Origin of the sequence: Collimonas fungivorans (assembly GCF_028292705.1) — a bacterium.
Taxonomy (GTDB): Bacteria; Pseudomonadota; Gammaproteobacteria; order Burkholderiales; family Burkholderiaceae_D; genus Collimonas; species Collimonas fungivorans_B.
Genome location: NZ_JAQGLV010000342.1, coordinates 1 through 17,660, shown reverse-complemented (window position 1 = coordinate 17,660; position 17,660 = coordinate 1). Strand labels below are relative to the sequence as shown.

Below are 17,660 nucleotides of genomic sequence, written 5' to 3'. Positions count from 1 at the left end.
CATCCGAAACTGGTGCCGGTCGACGCGCAGATCACCGCGCAGCTGCAAAAGATCGCCGACACCTTTTATGAAGCCAAGCTGTTCCCGATCCGGGTCGACGCCGCCAAGCTGGCCGATACCCGGGTTTTCCCGCCGCCTTGAACCTTGATCCTGAGCTGCAGCGGCATTTCTTGTCTGTCCATCCAACTAAGCGAGGCATCATGACCACACCACGACAACTCAAACTCGGTTTCATGCTGCATGGCGTCGGCCCCGGCTGGGGCGACTGGCGCCATGCCGAGGCGCATCCTGGCGCCAGCATCGACATCGATTTCTACACCCGCCAGGCGCGCCTGGCCGAAACCGGGAAATTCGATTTCCTGTTCGTCGCCGACAGCGTGCACATCACCGAGAAATCCAGCCCGCACTACCTGAACCGCTTCGAGCCGCTGACCATCCTGTCGGCGCTGGCGGTGGTGACTTCCCGCATCGGCCTGGTCGGCACGCTGACCGTCAGCTACAGCGAACCCTATACGGTAGCGCGCCAGTTTGCCTCGCTGGACCATATCAGCCGCGGCCGCGCCGGCTGGAACGTGGTCACTTCCTGGCTGTCGGGCAGCGCCGCCAACTATGGCAAGCCGCAGCATCCGCCGCACGAGGTGCGCTACAAGATCGCAGCCGAACACCTGCAGACCGTGCAAGGCTTGTGGGATTCCTGGGAAGACGACGCCCTGACCCATGACAAGGCTGGCGGCGAGTTCTTCGATCCCGGTAAATTGCACGCGTTGAATCACCAGGGCGCCTTCTTTTCCGTGCGCGGGCCGCTCAACATCAGCCGTTCGCAGCAAGGGCAGCCGGTGATCTTCCAGGCCGGCGCGTCGGAAGAAGGACGCAATTTTTCGGCGCGCCATGCGGACGCCTTCTTTACCGCCAGCGAGTCGTTCGAATCCAGTCAGGCTTATTACAAGGATATCAAGGCGCGCGCCGTCAGTTTCGGCCGCGACGCCAACCGCATCGGCGTGTTTCCAGGCCTGCGCAGCATTGTCGCCGCCACCGAGGAAGAGGCGGAACAAAAATACCAGGAAGCGCTGGCGCTGATCCGCATCGAAGATGCCTTGCCGATGCTGGGACGGGCTTTCAACGACCACGACTTCACGGCTTATCCGCTGGATGCGCCCTTCCCCGACGTCGCCGCCTTCGGCCACGACAGCAACCGCAGCACCGCTGAACGCATCGTCAAGCTGGCGCGCGACGAAAACCTGAGCCTGCGCCAGATCGCCTTGCGCTTCGTCAGCCCGCGCCGCGAATTCGTCGGCACCGCCGAGCACGTGGCCGACTCCATCCAGCGCTGGTTCGACGGCGCCGCCGCCGACGGCTTTATCCTGGTGGAGACCCTGCCGCGCCAGCTGGACGCCTTTGTCGAACTGGTGGTGCCGATATTGCAAGCGCGCGGCATCTACCGCAAAGAGTACAGCCACGACACCCTGCGCGGCCATCTTGGACTGGACGTTCCGGAAAACCGCTACACCAGCGCGCGCCGCCTGGCAGCGTAACCACACAACCCTGACTGGAGCATCCCATGCCGAACCACAAGGAATCCCTGCGCCAGCTGTTGGCCGACCTGCACGCCGAACGCGTCGCCACGATGGATCCGAAAGCGCTGAAGATCAATATCGACCAGCGGCAGCTGCTGGTCGACACAGCGGACCGCGCAAGCTTCGCCAAAGTCGGAGACACGCTGGCGCCGTTCAGCCTGGAGGAAGTCAATGCCGGCACGCTTACCCTGGACAGCCTGCTGGAACAAGGGCCGGCAGTGCTGGTCTTCTTCCGCTTCGCCGGCTGCCCGGCCTGCAATATCGCCCTTCCTTATTACCAGCGCCAGCTGGCGCCGGGCCTGAAGCGACTGGGGGCAACGCTGGTAGCCGTCAGTCCGCAGGTTCCGGAACGCCTGGTTGACATCAAGCTGCGCCACGACTTCGATTTCCTGGTAGCTTCAGACATCGACAACAGGCTGGCGCGCCGGCTAGGCATCCTGTACACCTTCGACCAGGCTTCGCAACAAGCGGGGATCGCCGGCGGCAAGCCGATCGGGGAAGTCACGGGCACGGGCACATGGGAGCTGCCGATGCCGACTGTAGTGGTCATCGATCGGGAACGCGTGGTGCGTTTCATCGATGTGGCGCCTGACTGGCTGGTGAGGACTGAAGCGGGGCCGGTTCTCGATGCGGTCGGTGTAGTGGTTTCCAAGCAGAGGCAGGCGGCGTAGGTCTTTGAATGCTGGCGCATGTACTCCGTAGGTCGTTAAATGGGGTCAGAGTAATTTTCGCAAAAGGCGCGAAAAAAAACTCTGACCCCATTTAACTACTGCTTTGCCGGTTCCGACACCAAGGCAATTTTTGAGTATCCTGCATCGTTGATCTCACCCATTGTCTCGATCACCTTGCCGTACGCCAGCGCTTTGTCGCCGCGTATGTTGATGCGCCGATCCAGGTCGCCCTCCGAAGCCTGCTTCAGGGCAGCCACCAACGACGCGCTGCTCACTTCATTTTTATCAACGTAAATCTTGCCGGCGCCATCCAGGCTGACGGCAATCGGCAACTTCTCCTCCTTCAAAGGCTTGGCATTGGAAGTCGGCAAGTCCACCTTCACGCCGGAAGCCATCAGCGGCGCCGCCACCATGAACACGATCAGCAGCACCAGCATGACGTCGACCAGCGGCGTCACATTGATGTCGCTCACCGGCCCGCCCAGTTGGCCGGTTACATTGTTGGATAATTTGACCGCCATCTCAAGCCCCCTGCGCAACCAGTTTTGCGCCGCCCTTGTGCGCATGCTGTTCCAGGCTGATGGTCTTGCCGTGATGCTCATGCCCGCCCTCTGTATCGACCAGCGGCTCTCCCGATTCCAGCTGTCGCGACAGCTGGACCTCGGTGATGCCGATCAAGGTGTTGAGCCGGTTGGCGTAGCTATTCAGTTGCCCCGACGCCCGGTTATAGGCGATCACCGCGGGAATCGCCGCCACCAGTCCCAGCGCCGTCGCGAACAGAGCCTCGGCGATCCCCGGCGCCACCACCGACAAGCTGGTGTTGTTGGAAGCGGCAATCCCCTGGAACGCATTCATGATGCCCCACACCGTGCCGAACAGGCCGACGAACGGCCCCACCGAACCGACCGTAGCCAGCACCGACAAGCCGCGCTGCAGCTTCTCGATCTCGATGCCGCTGGCGATCTGCGCCACGCGGTTGATTCTTTCCTTCAAACTGTCGCGCTCGGCCTCGCTCTGATGCAAGCCTTGCTGGTGGCTCTCCTGCCATTCGCCGACGATGGCGCGGTAAATCCGGGCAAACGGATCGGCCGGCCGGTTTTTCAGCGCCAGCCCGAGCTTGGTCAGGGAACGCTGGCCGGCCAGCGCATCGATCCAGCCGCGGGCGCGCTGCTGCAGGCTGCGGAAGCGGAACAGTTTTTCGATCGCGACGCCCCAGCTGGCGACTGAAGCCAGCGCCAGCAACAGCATGATCGCCTTGACGATGACATCGGCCTGCAGGAACAATTGCAAGGGCGACAGGTGGGCGGACAGTTCGGTTGGATGCATGGTGTACTCCTGAAAAAAGATGCGTGTCTAGTTGACTTTGAAAACGATGGCGCCCGCCAGCAGGTAGGAACTGCCGCCGAGGTCGGGCAGTTTCGGGAACGGCGCAGCGCCCTTGATGGCGTCCACGGCCGCGTCGTCCAGCGTTTCGCTGCCGGAAGTCTGGATTTCGTATTTGAGCAGTTCGCCCTGCGGGCTCAGGGTCAGCTTGTAAGCCACCCGTCCTTCCTCCTTGCGCATCTTCGCCGCGCGCGGGTAGCTGGTGTGGCGGCTGATGCGGCTATAGACCTGGTTGACGTAGTCGCTGGGAATGCCTTCGTTGCTGATCACGCGCGGCCTGGGCGGCGCCGGCGGCGCTTCGGCTGCGGCGGCCTTGACCGGTTCCGCTGCAACCGGCGCGGCCGGGACAGGAGGCGGCGTTGCAATTTCCGCCTGTTCCGCTGCAACCGGCGCGCTGCGCGGCACCGGCTCCGGCGCCGGCAACGGCCTGGCGCTGCTGGCTTTCGGCTGCGGTTTCTGCGGCTCCAGCTTGGGCGGCGGCGGAGGCTCGGGCGGCACCAGCTGCCTGGGCGCCAGCACCAGCTCAATCACCCGTTCCGGGGCCGGCGGTGGCAAAACGCGTTGCGACAGCCCCCATATGGCGGCAATCGCAGCCACATGCAGGCCCAGCGAAGTCAGCGCGCCAGGCTTTTTCCACCACGAGCGGTCGGTTTCCAGCGATGCCGCGAACACATCGTTCGGATGGGGTAAGGTAAGAGTGCTCATGGCGAATGCTTTGCGATTAGATGTTCCGGTGCGGTCGGCAAAAAAACGCCGGTGCGAGATAACAATACTGATACTAATCTCAGCAACAATATGAATAAAAGAATTATTTTTTATATGCAAGTATAAAAAAATTACATAATATATTCTGTATGCGCAGCACCGGCCGATTCACCGGCGCAGGTGCGGCCAAGTACAATCGACGCATAAGAAAATAGTAAATAATTCGTTTAATCCAAGGTTGCGCGACATTAACCTGCACGCCTTATGTCTATCGAAAAAGGAAACATGCCTCGCTCACACAATCCCGGCCGGCTGCGTGACTTTGTCACCGCATTCGCCGCCCTGCTCGAGAACAAGCCGCCGCAAGCGCAGATCCTGCACGACGGCGGCGCCCTGTTGCAGCAATTGATCGCGGTCGACGACTGGCTGCCGGATGCCTACGCCCAGCCGCAGTCTGAGCGTTACCAGCAATATCTGCTGCATGCCGATTCGGCCGAGCGTTTTTCGATAGTCAGCTTCGTCTGGGGCCCCGGACAGACAACGCCGATTCACGACCATACGGTATGGGGCCTGATCGGCATGCTGCGCGGCGCCGAGTACGCGCAAGCCTACCGGCGCAGCGCCGGCGGCGGCTTGCAGGTCGAAGGCGCGGCGCTCAAGCTGACGCCGGGCACGGTGGAAACATTGTCGCCCGAGGCCGGCGACATCCACCAGGTGCGCAACGCCTTTACCGACAGCGTCTCGATCAGCATCCATGTATACGGCGCCAACATCGGCGCGGTGCAGCGCTCGGTATACGCCGAGGACGGCAGCAGCAAGGCCTTCATCTCCGGTTACTCCAACAGCCATTTGCCGAATATCTGGGACCGTTCCAGCGAATTGAAAAAACCATGACCACCACCCAAAACACCACTTTCGCCACACTCTCGTTCCAGCAGATCCGTGCCGCACTGCTGGAGCGTAAGGAACTGGCCTTGCTCGACGTGCGCGAAGAAGCGCCGTTCGCCGAAGCGCATCCGCTGTTCGCCGCCAACCTGCCGCTGGGGCGCATCGAACTGGAAGCCTACACCCGCATCCCGCGCCGCGACACTGTCGTCGTGGTCTACGACGATGGCGAAGGACTGGCCCAGCCGGCCGCGCAACGCTTGCTGCAGCTCGGCTACAGCGCGGTGCACCTGCTGGCCGGCGGCTTGCAAGGCTGGCGCGACGCCGGCGGCGAGATCTTCCGCGACGTCAATGCGCCGAGCAAAGCCTTCGGCGAACTGGTGGAATCGCAACGCCACACGCCGTCGTTGTCGGCACCGGAGGTCAAGACCTTGCTGGATGCTGACGCCGACGTGGTGGTGCTCGACGCGCGCCGTTACGATGAATACAACACCATGAGCATTCCCGGCAGCGTCAGCGTGCCCGGCGCCGAACTGGTGCTGCGCGTGCGCGCGCTGGCGCCGCGCCCCGAAACCCGGGTCATCGTCAATTGCGCCGGACGCACCCGCAGCATCATCGGCAGCCAGTCGCTGATCAATGCCGGCATTCCGAATCCGGTCAGCACCCTGCGCAACGGCACCATAGGCTGGACCCTGGCCGGACAGCAGCTGGAACACGGCAAGACCCAGCGCTTTGCCGAACGCCCCCTGGATCTGCCCGGAAGCGAGCACCATGTACAGGCCGCCAAGGCCAGCCGGCAGGTAGCGGACCGGGCCAAGGTGGGACGCGCCGACCTGGCGGTCCTGGAACGCTGGCAAGCAGAAACTGGCCGCACCACCTATCGCCTTGACGTCCGCACCCCTGAAGAATACAGCCGTGGACACCTGCCCGGCTTCGGTTCTGCCCCGGGCGGCCAGCTGGTGCAGGAAACCGACCATGTGGCGGCGGTGCGCGGCGCCCGCATCGTGCTGGCGGACGACGATGGCGTGCGCGCCAACATGACGGCTTCCTGGCTGGCGCAGATGGGTTGGGAAGTCCACGTGCTGGACGGCCTGCAGCCGCAGCATTTCAGCGAAAGCGGCCATCCGGCCCAAGCCTTGCCGCCGGCGCCGCCGTACGAAGCGGTCAGCGCTCAGCAGCTGTCGCAATGGCTGCAAGACGGAACAGATACCGTGCTGCTCGATTTCACCAGCAGCGCCAACTACGTCAAACAGCACATCCCCGGCGCACGCTTCGCCTTGCGCTCGCAGCTGGCGCAAGTATTAAAGCAGGCAGCCGGCGCCGAACGTTACGTGCTGACCTGCGGCAGCAGCCTGCTGGCAAGCTACGCAGCCGGCGATGTGCAACTGCTTAGCGACAAGCCGGTGTTCGTGCTCAAAGGCGGCACGGCAGCCTGGATTGCTGCCGGGCTGCCGCTGGAATCGGGCGAGACCGTACTGGCCTCGCCGCGCATCGACCGCTACCGGCGGCCGTATGAAGGCACCGACAACCCGGTGGCAGCGATGCAGGCCTACCTGGACTGGGAATACGGCCTGGTCGCGCAACTGGCGGCCGACGGCAGCCATGGATTTTTTGTGGTCTGAGGCGCCGGCAAAGCGCTATATTTTCCGGAAGCTGCTGCGATATTCGCTGGGCGACACGCCCAGCCGCTTGTTGAACACGATGCGCATGCGGTCGGCGTTGCCGAAGCCGCAATCGTAGGCAATCGCCTTCAGCGCCATGTCGCTGCTCTCCAGCAGGTTGCGGGCCGCATCAACCCGTGCGCGCTCGACAAATTCATGCGGCGTAAGCTGCGTCACCTCGACAAACACGCGGGCAAAATTGCGCGCGCTCATGCCAGCCACCGCCGCCAGCTTTGCAACCGTGAAATTTTCCCCTAGATGTTCCATGACATAAGCCTGGACCTTGGCTACCGGCGAACTTTCATCCGCCGGCGCGCTGAGAAAAGGGCTGAACTGCGACTGGCCGCCGCGGCGCTGCGCCACCACCACCAGCCGCTTGGCCACCGCAAGCGCCAGGCGCGGCCCGTGATCTTCCGCCACCAGCGCCAAGGAAACGTCGATGCCGGCGGTTACTCCCGCCGAAGTCACCAGGTTGCCGTCGCGGATGTAGATCCGATCGAGTTCGACCCGGGCGCGCGGGAAACGCTGCGCCAGATGCGATGCATTCTGCCAATGCGTGGTGACATGGCGCTCATCCAGCAATCCCGCATGGCCCAAGGCGAACGCGCCGGTGCATATCGCACCGTAACGCTGGCTGCGCGCGGCCGCCTTGAGCAGCCACTCGCTCATGCCTTGATCCGGTGTGTCGTGCGGCAAGGACGGGCCGCCGGCGACCAGGGCCGTTTCGTATTTGCCGTGGCCGCCGTCGGATTCGGTGAATGTGCGGTCCGGCAACAAGCGCATACCGTTCGAAGCGCGCACCGGTTCGCGGCTGGCGCTCACCAGGGCAAGCGCATAAGCCTCGCCGGCGGCAAGGAAACCGTTGGCTTCGGCGAAGACGTCCAGCGGCCCCGCCACATCGAGCGCCTGGACGCCCGGAAAAATCGCAATCGCAACAGTACGCATTGACACGCCTCTGACAAGTTACGCCCGCCTTGGACGGCGCTGGCAGGAAAAACCGTACGCTTGGCTGGCTTCAGCGCATGCCTCGCATTGTAGCGGAGGCCGCCTGGATTTACAGTGGACTGCATTGTCGCTTGACAGATCAACCCCCTACCAGGAGCAGGTAATGAGCAACACTACAATGAGCAACACTATCGCCGGCATCAGGATTCCCGACAGCGCCATGGCGCGTGCAGCCACCCAGCTGGTGCGCGATACCGAATCCGACCTGCTGTTCCATCATTCCACCCGCGTATTCCTGTTCGGCGCACTGGCCGGCGCCCGCAAAGGGCTGCATTACAATCCCGAACTGCTGTACATCGGCGCCATGTTCCATGACATGGGACTGGTCGACAGCTACAGCAGCAAGCACGACCGTTTCGAAGTCGACGGCGCCAACGCCGCGCGCGATTTTCTGCGCGGTTATGGCATCGCCGAATACGACATAGAACAGGTATGGGATGCGATCGCGCTGCACACTACGCCTGGCATTCCGCAATACAAGAAACCGGTGGTGGCGCTGGTGACGGCCGGCGTTGAAATGGATGTGCTGGGCATGGCTTACGATGAATTCAGCGAAGAGCAGCGCAGCCAAGTGGTGCAAGCCCATCCACGCGGCCCCGGTTTCAAGCAAGGCATCATCGACGCCTTCGCCCACGGCACCATGCACAAGCCGCAGACCACTTTCGGCAACGTCAAGGCCGACGTGCTGGCGCTGAAAGATCCAGGCTACAAGCGCATCGATTTTTGCAGCCTGATCCTGGCTTCCTCTTGGAATGACGGCAAGCCGCACGCCGCGCACTGCCAGCATCCGGACCACCGGCACGGATAATCACCGCTTGCGTCGATGTATCCGCACAATCAAGTGTCGTTGACCAGGCCGGCGGCAAGCGCCCGTTCCTGGTTCTTGAAAATCGCCATGGCCGTGCTCATGCGCTTGAATCCCAGTTTCTTGTAGAAGCCTTCCTTGCCTGGAACTGCGTAGAGAATGATTTTCTTGTGTCCGGCGGACAGGTCCCGCAATTTGCTGATGATGGCCTTGCCCAGGCCCTGTCCCTGGAAATCCGGGTGTATCGCGACGTCGCAAATATAGGAACAATCGATGCCGTCCGCCAGCGCCCTGCCGGCGCCGGCCAGGACTGCGCCCTCAAACACGAAGCACTTGTACAGGCTGTTGGTAAATGCCGTTTTCAGCTCGTCCGGGTGCTTGTCGCCCAGCGGCGCTATCTTGTAAAGATGGGACAGCGCCGCCCAGTCCATGTTTTCCTGCTCGAAAACCCATTCCATTGTTACTCCTCCAGATCAGCCGGTTTGCCATTATGTGAGGAAAATTGGCAGGAATATAGAAAATTACCGGTTTTACCGGCCCAGGCTGGGATGACGAAATTGTCATTCTTGTGTCATGAGATCGTCTGCCGCGCAAGCCTACACTGCTTGTCAGCGATGGCGAACATCTGCTCCGCACCAGGCGCGCAGCGCCAGGCCGCCGAGCAGCCGACGTTATCGCCCCCTCCATTCTTTAGGAAAACGACCATGCGCACCATACAAACGATAGTGACAATCCTTGCCCTCACCGCAACCGCTTCGGTTTTTGCCGAAGCTCCCTATCCTGCCGAACAACCCTTTGTCTCCACTCAGACCAGGGCGCAGGTCGAGCAGGAAGTAACCGTTGCCGCGGCCCAGGGCATGCTGCTGGAAAGTGACAGCAGCTATCCAGCCATCAGCGTTCCGGCCATGCCTGAGCACAAGCGGGTGACCGCGCAATTGCGGGACAGCGCGACACACGGCGCCGGCGATTCGATTTATGCAGGTGCATGATTGCTGCCTGACCGCCGGTTTCCGCCAGATGCCGGCGGCTTGAGGAATCCTGCGCTGCCAAAGAAAATAATATAGACATTTCGCACGATAGTGCTAAACTGCAGCGCATGGATACCCATACCGAAAAAAGCGAGCTCACCCTGGCGGCCATTGTCGATACGGCATTGGATATGGTCGCCACCCAGGGCCTGGAGAGTTTGTCGCTGGGCGAAGTGGCGAAACGGCTGGGCATCAGCAAGAGCGGCGTATTTTCGCGCGTCGGTTCGCGCGAAGCCTTGCATGAAGCGGTGCTGAACGAATTCGACCGCCGTTTTTCCGCCGACGTGTTCGAACCGGCGATGGCGCAGGCGCGCGGCCTGCCGCGCCTTAACGCGCTGGTGATGAACTGGATCACGCGCACCTGCAATGTCACCGGCTGCATCTATGTCGCCGGCGCGTTCGAGTATGACGATGTCGACACGCCGATGCGCGAACGGCTGCAGCATAATGTGCTGCGCTGGCGCGGGGTCTTGCGGCGCGCCATCATCCAGGCGCTGGACGCCGGCCACCTGCGGCCCGACACCGACCCTGAACAGCTGGCGTTCGAGATCTACAGCCTGATGGTCGGCCTGATGCACGATGCGCGTTTCCTGCGCGATCCCAAGGCGCCTGACAGGGTGCGCAATGCCTATGAACGGCTGACCTCGACCTACCGCAGCTTCAACTACCACGCATAAAACCATAGCGGCGCGAGATGCCGATTTTTATTACACCAATTTCGCACGAGTGTGCGATAAAAGGAGAAAACATGCTGATTATTGCCGGATTCATTCTCGCGGCCGCCCTGGCCCTATGGCGCCTGGTCTGGCTCACAGGACAGGCCCTGCCCGCCTGCAACGACGACTTCATCTTCTTTTGAGTCCTGTCAGATCTGTTTGCGCCAGACGCTGGCCAGCCACGGCTGCTGGTCGCGCGGCAGTCCCTCGGGACGATAGTAGTGTTCGAGTTCGGCAAAGCCGGCATCGGCCATGAAACCGCGCCACGCATCGAGGTCATGGTAGGCGCCGTAACGTCCGCGGTTCCAGCCTTCTTCGTTGCCGCCGCGCGGATTGGAGCTGAACAGCACGCCGCCCGGCTTCAGCGTGGCATGGAACTGGCGCAGCACACGCGGCAGTTCCTGGCTGGGAATGTGAAACAACGCCGCATTGGCGAAGATGCCGTCGAAGCGGCTGTCGGGAAAATCGAGCTGGAGAAAGTCTTGCTGCCACACTTCGCAGTCGCTGTCGGCACGCGCCATCTCGACGAAACGGGCGGCGCCTTCGACGCCTATGGCGATGTGGCCGAGCTTACTGAACGTGCGCAGGTCGCGCCCGGGGCCGCAGCCGACGTCAAGGATGGTGAACGGCGGCGTGCCCTGGATATGGCGCAGCAGCGCCGCGATGTTCTGGCTGACGTCGTGATCGCGGGTGCCGTCACGGAAATCGTCGGCGCGCTGATTGTAATGCTCCAGGGTAAGAGCGGCGATTTTTTCCAGGTCTGAAAGCGGTATTGTCATGCCCGGTACTGTAGCGCACAGCGGGGAAATATCCAAGTCAGCCCGGCGCCACCAGATGGACCCAGTGCAAGGTTGACTCGCCCGGCGACAACGGCGGTTGCCTGGCGGCCGCTGCGGCTTTGACCGGAGCCAGCGTCGCCTTGTATGCGGTGCGCGAAGTTTTCCTTTGCTGGCGCTGCTCGATGCGGCGGGTATACCGGTCGCCGTAACGGACGATCTGTTCCAGCATCTGGGCCAGGCCGGGTTCCTGGATGTCGCTCTGCTTCAGCTGGCGCCAGAAATCGCTTTCGTTCCAGCGCCGGAACCGCATGTAAGTGGCAGTCCAGTTGCCGAACTCGCGCGGCAAGTCGCGCCATGCCGAATTCTGGGTCGCGATCCACAGCACCGCGTCGATAAACAGGCGATTATTCCTTGCGTTGACGCCAGGGTCGCTCTGTTTCCCCAGCAACAAGGGTTCCAGCTCTTGCCATTGTTCATCTTGAAGTTTCATCATGTATTGCCGCCATTCGTTCGAGGTGAAGGAAACCAGTCGTCCGGCAGCGCCGGCTGGTTCACTGTATGCCCAATCTTAATAACTATGGGTTCACCCGTATGTAGGAAAAATCCCGATTTGCAATCGGTTATTGCGTCGCAGCACAGCACTGTTCTTCCGCTTCCCCGGCATCGGGTGGATAATGGCTTTTCAAGCGCCGGCTGCTGCCACGGCGGTCTTCTCAAATGCAAGCAAAGGAGCTATCCCAAATGTCTGCCGAACAAGCAAAATTCGTGTGGTACGACCTCATGACCAGCGACGCCAAGGCCGCTGAATCCTTCTATCAAAGCGTAGTCGGCTGGGACATGCAGGATGCCGGCATGGGCGACCGCTCTTACACCATATTGTCGGCCGGCCAGACCATGGTCGGCGGCCTCATGCCGATCCCGGAAGATGCGCGCGCCATGGGCGCGAAACCTTGCTGGAATGGCTATATCGGCGTCAGCGACGTCGACGCCTATGCCGCGCGGGTCACTGCGGCCGGCGGCACGATCCGCCGGCCGCCCGACGACATCCCCGGCGTAGGCCGCTTCGCCGTGGCGACCGATCCGCATGGCGCGGCGTTCATCCTGTTCAAAGGCAACAGCGACCAGCAGCCGGCGCCGGTAGCGGCCGGCACGCCGGGCCACGTCGGCTGGCATGAACTGCATGCCGGCGACGGCGAACAGGCGTTTACCTTCTATGCCGACCTGTTCGGCTGGACCAAGGACGAAGCGCTCGACATGGGCCCGCTCGGCATCTACCAGACATTTTCCACCGGCGGCGCGGCGGTCGGCGGCATGATGACCAAGACCGCGGACATGCCGGCGACCTGCTGGCTGTATTACGTCAACGTGGAATCGGTCGACGCTGCCATTGCCCGCATCAGCCACGGCGGCGGCAAGGTACTGATGGGTCCGCACCAGGTGCCCGGCGGCAGCTGGATCGTGCAGGGACTGGATCCGCAAGGCGCCATGTTCGCCCTGGTTTCGGCGCACCGCTGACGCTGCGGCGGCAACGCGCCGCAAAACGCATAAGGATATGACAATCCATTATTTGCGGCGCCCATGCTTAAGCAGGTGTAATGTTGTTTTCAGGACGGCCCGGCCTGTTATGTGACGGCAGGCAAGGCCTTTCTGCTATCCGAGCCCTCCTATGTCTATCGCCAGCACATTATCGCCATCGCCCGCAGCCGCTTCCCAGCTATTTGACATCAGCCCGATCGAAGGACCGCTGGGCGCGGAAATCACCGGCTTCGACTTGCAGCTGCCGGTATCCGCCCAAGACCTGGCGCGTATCCGCGCAGCCCTGGTCAGGCATGGCTTGCTGGTATTCCGCGAGCAGCGCATCACGCCGCAGCAGCACGTGGCGTTCAGCCGCCGCTTCGGCCCGCTGCAGGTGCATGTGCTGAACCGCTTCCACCTGCAAGGCTATCCGGAAATCCTGATCGTCTCGAATGTCGTCGAGGATGGCAAGCCGATCGGCCTGGTGGACGCCGGCGCCGACTGGCATTCCGACCTGTCCTACATGCCCAAGCCTAGCCTGGGCTCGCTGCTGCATGCGCAGGAACTGCCGGCGGAACAGGGCGACACCTCCTTCGCCAACATGTTCCTGGCCTACGAAACCCTGCCCGCCGATGTCAGGCAGACCCTGGAAGGCCGGCGCGCCGTGCATTCCTATGTGTATCGCTACCGGCGCTTGCAGAAGCTGTCGCCCTGGCGCGCCGACCTGACGCAAAAGCAGATCGACGAAGTGCCTGAAGTCGAGCATCCTGTCATCCGCGTGCATCCGGAAAGCGGCCGCAAGGCGCTGTTTGTCAGCGAAGGATTCACCTCGCACATCGTCGGCCTGCCCAAGGATGAGAGCGACGCCCTGCTGCGCTACCTGCATGAGCACACCATACGCGCCGAAAACGTCTACCGCCACCAATGGCGTGCGCACGACATGGTGTTCTGGGACAACCGCAGCACCGTGCACTACGCGCCCATTACGCCGCAGCATTTGCGGCGCACCTTGTACCGTACCACTGTCGAAGGCGACGTGCCGGCCTGAACCCGTCACGATCGCTCATACACCCCATCTTTCCGCGGCATTCCTCAGCCACTGCATCATATCTTCGTGGATAGCGCCGATCGGCATGTCTTCCGGGGCTAGCTGAATCGACCGGATCGCGCCACTCCAGTCAGCATAGCCCGGCGGACTGCCCACTACCGGCTGTGGCTGCCGGCTGCGCCACAGATCGCGCAGGCGGTCCAGTTCGTTCAAGCCCATCGTAACCAGTTCATGGCGTGTGGACGCCTTCTTGCCTTTTGGCTTGTCTTCATCTTTCACCGGCGTGCTGACGGCCAGCGATGTTTCAGCCTGCGGTCCCAGCACCGGCGGCTCCGGCTCAACCAGCGGCGTCACAGGTTCTGTTGTGAGCGTGGGCGCCAGGGCAACGGTAGGGACCGGCCTTGGCGGCAGGCCGGCAACGGTCTGCGCCAGGTCGCTCCACATGGCTCCCGACTGCGCCCGCGGATCAATGCCCCGCTCCATGATGGCGTCGGCTTGCTGCCTCAGCAGCGCCTGTTGCTCGTCGCCGTCTGCGCCAAGGTAGGCGCGCCAGGCTATGGCGTTGGCAAGATCGCTGCTCAAGCCGATCTGGATATGCGGCGACTTGAGCGACTCCCGCAGGATGCGGAAAACCTTGACGGCGATGTTTTCCGGCAGGTTCGGCAACAACTCGCTCACCTGTTGCGCCGTCAGCGTCTCGCGGTCGGCTACGCTTCCGTGCCGGTCCAGCAAACGGGTCGCCTGCAACTGTGCAAACAACGCCTGCGCCTTTTCCTGCGGCGTGTCGGCAATCAGCCGTGAAAAATAACCGCCGAGTCCCGTGGCAACCGAAACCGGAAACAACGCCTCCAGTCGTCCGACATCAATCGGTTTCGGTATCAGCTTGGCGCGTTGCGTCGGTCCGAAGACGCCCGGCGTCGTGATGCCTTTCAGGTAGTAGCGCAGTTTTGTGTACAACGCGAAATAGCGGTCTTCGTCCGACAGCGGCGTGCCGCCGTCGCCGGCCAGCGCGCCGTACATGATGTACTGCCAGGTATCGTCGATGTTTTTTGCCGAATCATCGTCCTCGATGCCGATGATGCCGCGTTCGCGGTCGCTGGCCGCGAAACCTTCCAGGGTGACCCAGTCGCCGCCCGATTGCAGGATCTTGGTGGCATAGTGGAAGGCAGTCGCACCCCCGACATAAGTCTTGAGGCGCTGCGCATTCTGTTCGGTGATCTTGTTGCCCAGCAAAGTGGAGGCAGCAACGTCGCAGGCGCGATACAGGAGCACGTTGTCCGGGCCGTCGACGGCTTCGACCTGGCGGGCCTGGAAGTTGGCGTTGTGGAAAGACATCAGGTCGACCGGCAGATCCTCCGGCAATGCCGCCGCCAGCATTGCGACGGCAGCCCGCAATTCAAGCAAGGTGGCGCGCAGAATCGGCGTGAGGGGGAATCGTGCCGGATTGTCTTCCTCCCTGAAATAAGGAGCCAGTTCTTCCAGCCGCGCTGCGACGGCGCCCCGGGTAATGTCGGCGGAATACAGTGCGCTCTCCAGCGTAGTGACAATGCGGCCGGCATCGCCTATCGCCGCGGTTTCACCGTCGCGGTAAGAGGCCAGCGCCAGCTGGCTGAGGATGAGTTTCTTGAATAGCTCAAGCTTGCGCACCGAGGCCGCCAGTGCAGGATTGATCAAAGTCGGTTTGATCCGTCCCTCGGACATAACCGCGGCGGCGTCTATTTCGGCGGTTTTTCCGGCGCGGCGCCCTTCGCGGAACGCGCGTATCTCGGGCAGCACCTGGTTCCGGTACTGCGCCTGCAAATCGTCCTGATGGCTGCCGCGTAGCCTGGCGGTGTCAAAACTCAAGCCAACCCGGAAATAGTCGCGCCCGAACAGGCTGGCCGTGCCGGCCGAGTAAAACAGCAACGGCGAAGCCGAGATGGCATTGTTCATGGCGCCGATCCGGGTTGCGTTATTCACATAGAATTCGTGATTGGGCGTTGCCATTCCGGTCACCATGGAGTTATCGTCGGAAACCGAATAGACCTGCGTTGTGACAGGTTCGCGTTCTATCCGGTACAGCTGGGTTACCGGCATGGCGCCGGCAGCAGGCGCGGCCTCATATCCACCCGGGGCAGGCGCCGCCGGGCCGTGGCGCATGGCGCGTGCGCCCATGACATCGGCTTCCTGTTCCAGCCGGCGGTCGTCGTTGAGCGCCACTCCGTTGGCCTGGGCATTGGCCGCCACCCGGCCTTGCGCCTGTTGCACCAGGTGCCAGGCTTCGTGCGGCAGGCGCCGTTCCTGCCCCGGCGCCAGGTGGATGTCGCTGCCGCGGGCATAGGCGTGCGCCTTCAGTTGGGCCGGCATGGACGAACTGTAGTGGACCCGCACATGGTCCAGGCTGATGCCCGACAATGCGGTGATCCCTCCCTGCAGGCCAGCCGGCAACGCGCCGGCTGCGGCGTCTGCATAGTGATAGCTGCCCATCGCGGTGACATCGCCGCCATGGTGCGCGGCCGGTCCGGCAGGCGCCGGCAAATTGTCCTGGCTGGCTGGCGGCGCTGCCAGTGCATTCACCTTGCGCATGCCATCCCCCCGGCATGGCGGCGCTGCCTAGTCATCGTCGCCCCAGCTGAAATCGTTCAGGCTGAACACCTTGCCCAGCTTGTGGTACTCCCGCTCGGTGGCTTGCAGCACGTGCGCCTGCGTCACCGGCTGTTGCTGCGCCGCTGCCAGGAACGCGGCGCTGACCGCGATGTTGTTGATGTTGCCGCCGCTGAGCGCGGCTTTTTCCGCCAGCAAAGGCAGGTCCAGGCCGGCGTCGAGCGGCGTTGCTGCCGGAAACGCGTTGCGCCATAACTGCAGGCGTTGTTCGGCGCCCGGAAACGGGTATTCGATCATGAACTTGAAACGCCGCGTAAACGCCTTGTCCATGTTTTTCAGCAGGTTGGTCGACAGGATCACGATGCCGGGATAGGTCTCTATGCGTTGCAGCAGGTAGCCGGTCTGCAGGTTGGCGTAGCGGTCGTGCGCATCCTTGGTTTCGGTGCGTTTGGAAAACAGGCTTTCCGCCTCGTCGAAAAACAGCACGATATTCATCGCTTCGGCCTGGTCGAACAGCTGCGCCAAGTGCTTCTCGGTTTCGCCTATGTATTTGCTGACGATATTGGCGAGATCGATCTTGTAGAGCCCAAGGTTGAGTTCATTGGCAATGATCGAGGCGGCCATGGTCTTGCCGGTGCCGGACGGACCGTAAAACAGCACGCAGAGATTCTTGCTGTTCTGGTTTTTTTCATCAAAACCCCAGTTCTCGATTACCTGGTGGCGGTTTTGCGCATATTGCAAAACCTCTTGCAGCCAGCCCTTGGTTTTGGCGGGCAAGATGATGTCGTCGAAGCGATAGGCGCTTTTCACCTCTTGCGCGACGCTAAGCTGCTCGCGGTGGCTTTGCTCGCGGCAGGCGTCGAACAGCAACTCCTTGTCACTCTCGGCATCGGGATTGAGCAGGCGGCGGCTGGCGGCCTCTTTCAGCGCCATCAGGATCTGCTGCTCCGTAAACAGATAGCTGTTCACCAGCTGCGCCAGTTCCGGCTCCGTTGGACGAAACCCCGAGGCCGGCAGATGGCGCTGCCAGATGCGCCGCCGCAGCTGGGTATCAGGGGCTTTGCTCTTGATCAGCGCCGGGATCACCGGATGGCCGCCGTACTGATGCGCCAGGTCGCTCAGGCGCCGGGCCGGACCGTTCAGCGCGGCCAGGTAGCGCTGGCTGTCGAACAAGATGTTGCAGACCTCGTCCAGCAAATCGTCGGCGCTGTCCTGCGCGCTCAGCCACTGGCAATGGACCAGCACCAGCACCCGGTTGCACAACAGCGCATCGCGGCATAGCAGGCGCAAGCGCGTCGCCAG

Annotated in this window: 18 protein-coding genes; 9 read left to right on the top strand and 9 right to left on the bottom strand. The window is 62.3% G+C overall.

Going from position 1 to position 17,660, the window contains the following annotated elements; translation table 11 throughout:
• Positions 1-200 precede the first annotated feature (200 nt).
• Together JWQ61_RS19175 and JWQ61_RS19170 are read left to right on the top strand one after the other, a co-directional pair.
• Entirely contained in the window at positions 201-1,532 is a 1,332-nt protein-coding gene (locus JWQ61_RS19175) for an LLM class flavin-dependent oxidoreductase (RefSeq protein ID WP_304361902.1), read from the top strand.
• A gap of 26 nt (positions 1,533-1,558) precedes the next feature.
• On the top strand, positions 1,559-2,245 hold the full coding sequence (locus JWQ61_RS19170) for a peroxiredoxin-like family protein (RefSeq protein ID WP_304361901.1): 687 nt from the start codon (positions 1,559-1,561) through the stop codon (positions 2,243-2,245).
• Positions 2,246-2,340: 95 nt separating this feature from the next.
• On the opposite strand, the gene JWQ61_RS19165 is transcribed toward JWQ61_RS19170, so the two are convergent.
• The 3 genes from JWQ61_RS19165 to JWQ61_RS19155 are packed head-to-tail and all read right to left on the bottom strand — an operon-like array spanning position 2,341 to position 4,333.
• A complete protein-coding gene (locus JWQ61_RS19165) occupies positions 2,341-2,766 on the bottom strand; it encodes a biopolymer transporter ExbD (RefSeq protein WP_304361900.1) in 426 nt (141 codons plus the stop codon).
• Between the two features lies 1 nt (position 2,767).
• Positions 2,768-3,571, bottom strand: a complete 804-nt coding sequence (locus JWQ61_RS19160; protein WP_304361899.1) for a MotA/TolQ/ExbB proton channel family protein — start codon at positions 3,569-3,571, stop codon at positions 2,768-2,770.
• Between the two features lie 27 nt (positions 3,572-3,598).
• A complete protein-coding gene (locus tag JWQ61_RS19155) occupies positions 3,599-4,333 on the bottom strand; it encodes an energy transducer TonB (RefSeq protein ID WP_304361898.1) in 735 nt (244 codons plus the stop codon).
• A gap of 285 nt (positions 4,334-4,618) precedes the next feature.
• Here JWQ61_RS19155 and JWQ61_RS19150 point away from each other — a divergent pair, with 285 nt between their 5' ends.
• Together JWQ61_RS19150 and JWQ61_RS19145 are read left to right on the top strand one after the other, a co-directional pair.
• Positions 4,619-5,227, top strand: coding sequence for a cysteine dioxygenase (locus JWQ61_RS19150; protein ID WP_304361897.1), 609 nt, complete (start codon positions 4,619-4,621; stop codon positions 5,225-5,227).
• Entirely contained in the window at positions 5,224-6,840 is a 1,617-nt protein-coding gene (locus JWQ61_RS19145) for a rhodanese-related sulfurtransferase (RefSeq protein WP_304361896.1), read from the top strand. Before JWQ61_RS19150 ends, JWQ61_RS19145 begins: the two co-directional genes overlap by 4 nt.
• A gap of 15 nt (positions 6,841-6,855) precedes the next feature.
• Here JWQ61_RS19145 and JWQ61_RS19140 read toward each other — a convergent pair whose 3' ends face one another.
• Positions 6,856-7,824: a GlxA family transcriptional regulator gene (locus JWQ61_RS19140; RefSeq protein WP_304361895.1), complete on the bottom strand. Its 969-nt coding sequence runs from the start codon at positions 7,822-7,824 to the stop codon at positions 6,856-6,858.
• 178 nt (positions 7,825-8,002) lie between these two features.
• On the opposite strand from JWQ61_RS19140, the gene JWQ61_RS19135 reads away from it, so the two are divergent.
• A complete protein-coding gene (locus JWQ61_RS19135) occupies positions 8,003-8,692 on the top strand; it encodes an HD domain-containing protein (RefSeq protein ID WP_304361903.1) in 690 nt (229 codons plus the stop codon).
• A 29-nt stretch (positions 8,693-8,721) separates the two neighbouring features.
• Here the strand turns inward: JWQ61_RS19135 and JWQ61_RS19130 are convergent, their stop codons facing one another.
• Positions 8,722-9,147, bottom strand: a complete 426-nt coding sequence (locus JWQ61_RS19130; RefSeq protein ID WP_304361894.1) for a GNAT family N-acetyltransferase — start codon at positions 9,145-9,147, stop codon at positions 8,722-8,724.
• A gap of 246 nt (positions 9,148-9,393) precedes the next feature.
• Between JWQ61_RS19130 and JWQ61_RS19125 the strand changes: the two genes are divergently transcribed.
• Complete coding sequence (locus JWQ61_RS19125; RefSeq protein ID WP_304361893.1) at positions 9,394-9,678, top strand: DUF4148 domain-containing protein; 285 nt, start codon at positions 9,394-9,396, stop codon at positions 9,676-9,678.
• A 107-nt stretch (positions 9,679-9,785) separates the two neighbouring features.
• Entirely contained in the window at positions 9,786-10,394 is a 609-nt protein-coding gene (locus tag JWQ61_RS19120) for a TetR/AcrR family transcriptional regulator (RefSeq protein ID WP_183081891.1), read from the top strand.
• A gap of 188 nt (positions 10,395-10,582) precedes the next feature.
• Here JWQ61_RS19120 and JWQ61_RS19115 read toward each other — a convergent pair whose 3' ends face one another.
• Complete coding sequence (locus JWQ61_RS19115) at positions 10,583-11,212, bottom strand: bifunctional 2-polyprenyl-6-hydroxyphenol methylase/3-demethylubiquinol 3-O-methyltransferase UbiG (protein WP_304361892.1); 630 nt, start codon at positions 11,210-11,212, stop codon at positions 10,583-10,585.
• 37 nt (positions 11,213-11,249) lie between these two features.
• Complete coding sequence (locus JWQ61_RS19110) at positions 11,250-11,705, bottom strand: transposase (RefSeq protein WP_304361891.1); 456 nt, start codon at positions 11,703-11,705, stop codon at positions 11,250-11,252.
• A 248-nt stretch (positions 11,706-11,953) separates the two neighbouring features.
• Here JWQ61_RS19110 and JWQ61_RS19105 point away from each other — a divergent pair, with 248 nt between their 5' ends.
• Positions 11,954-12,727 carry a VOC family protein gene (locus tag JWQ61_RS19105; protein ID WP_304361890.1) on the top strand — a complete coding sequence of 258 codons (774 nt, stop codon included), beginning with the start codon at positions 11,954-11,956 and terminating at the stop codon, positions 12,725-12,727.
• A gap of 151 nt (positions 12,728-12,878) precedes the next feature.
• A complete protein-coding gene (locus tag JWQ61_RS19100) occupies positions 12,879-13,775 on the top strand; it encodes a TauD/TfdA family dioxygenase (protein ID WP_304361889.1) in 897 nt (298 codons plus the stop codon).
• Between the two features lie 15 nt (positions 13,776-13,790).
• On the opposite strand, the gene JWQ61_RS19095 is transcribed toward JWQ61_RS19100, so the two are convergent.
• Together JWQ61_RS19095 and JWQ61_RS19090 are read right to left on the bottom strand one after the other, a co-directional pair.
• Positions 13,791-16,340 carry a DUF4157 domain-containing protein gene (locus tag JWQ61_RS19095; protein ID WP_304361888.1) on the bottom strand — a complete coding sequence of 850 codons (2,550 nt, stop codon included), beginning with the start codon at positions 16,338-16,340 and terminating at the stop codon, positions 13,791-13,793.
• A gap of 27 nt (positions 16,341-16,367) precedes the next feature.
• A partial coding sequence (locus tag JWQ61_RS19090) for an ATP-binding protein (RefSeq protein ID WP_304361887.1) occupies positions 16,368-17,660 on the bottom strand: 1,293 nt, incomplete at its 5' end.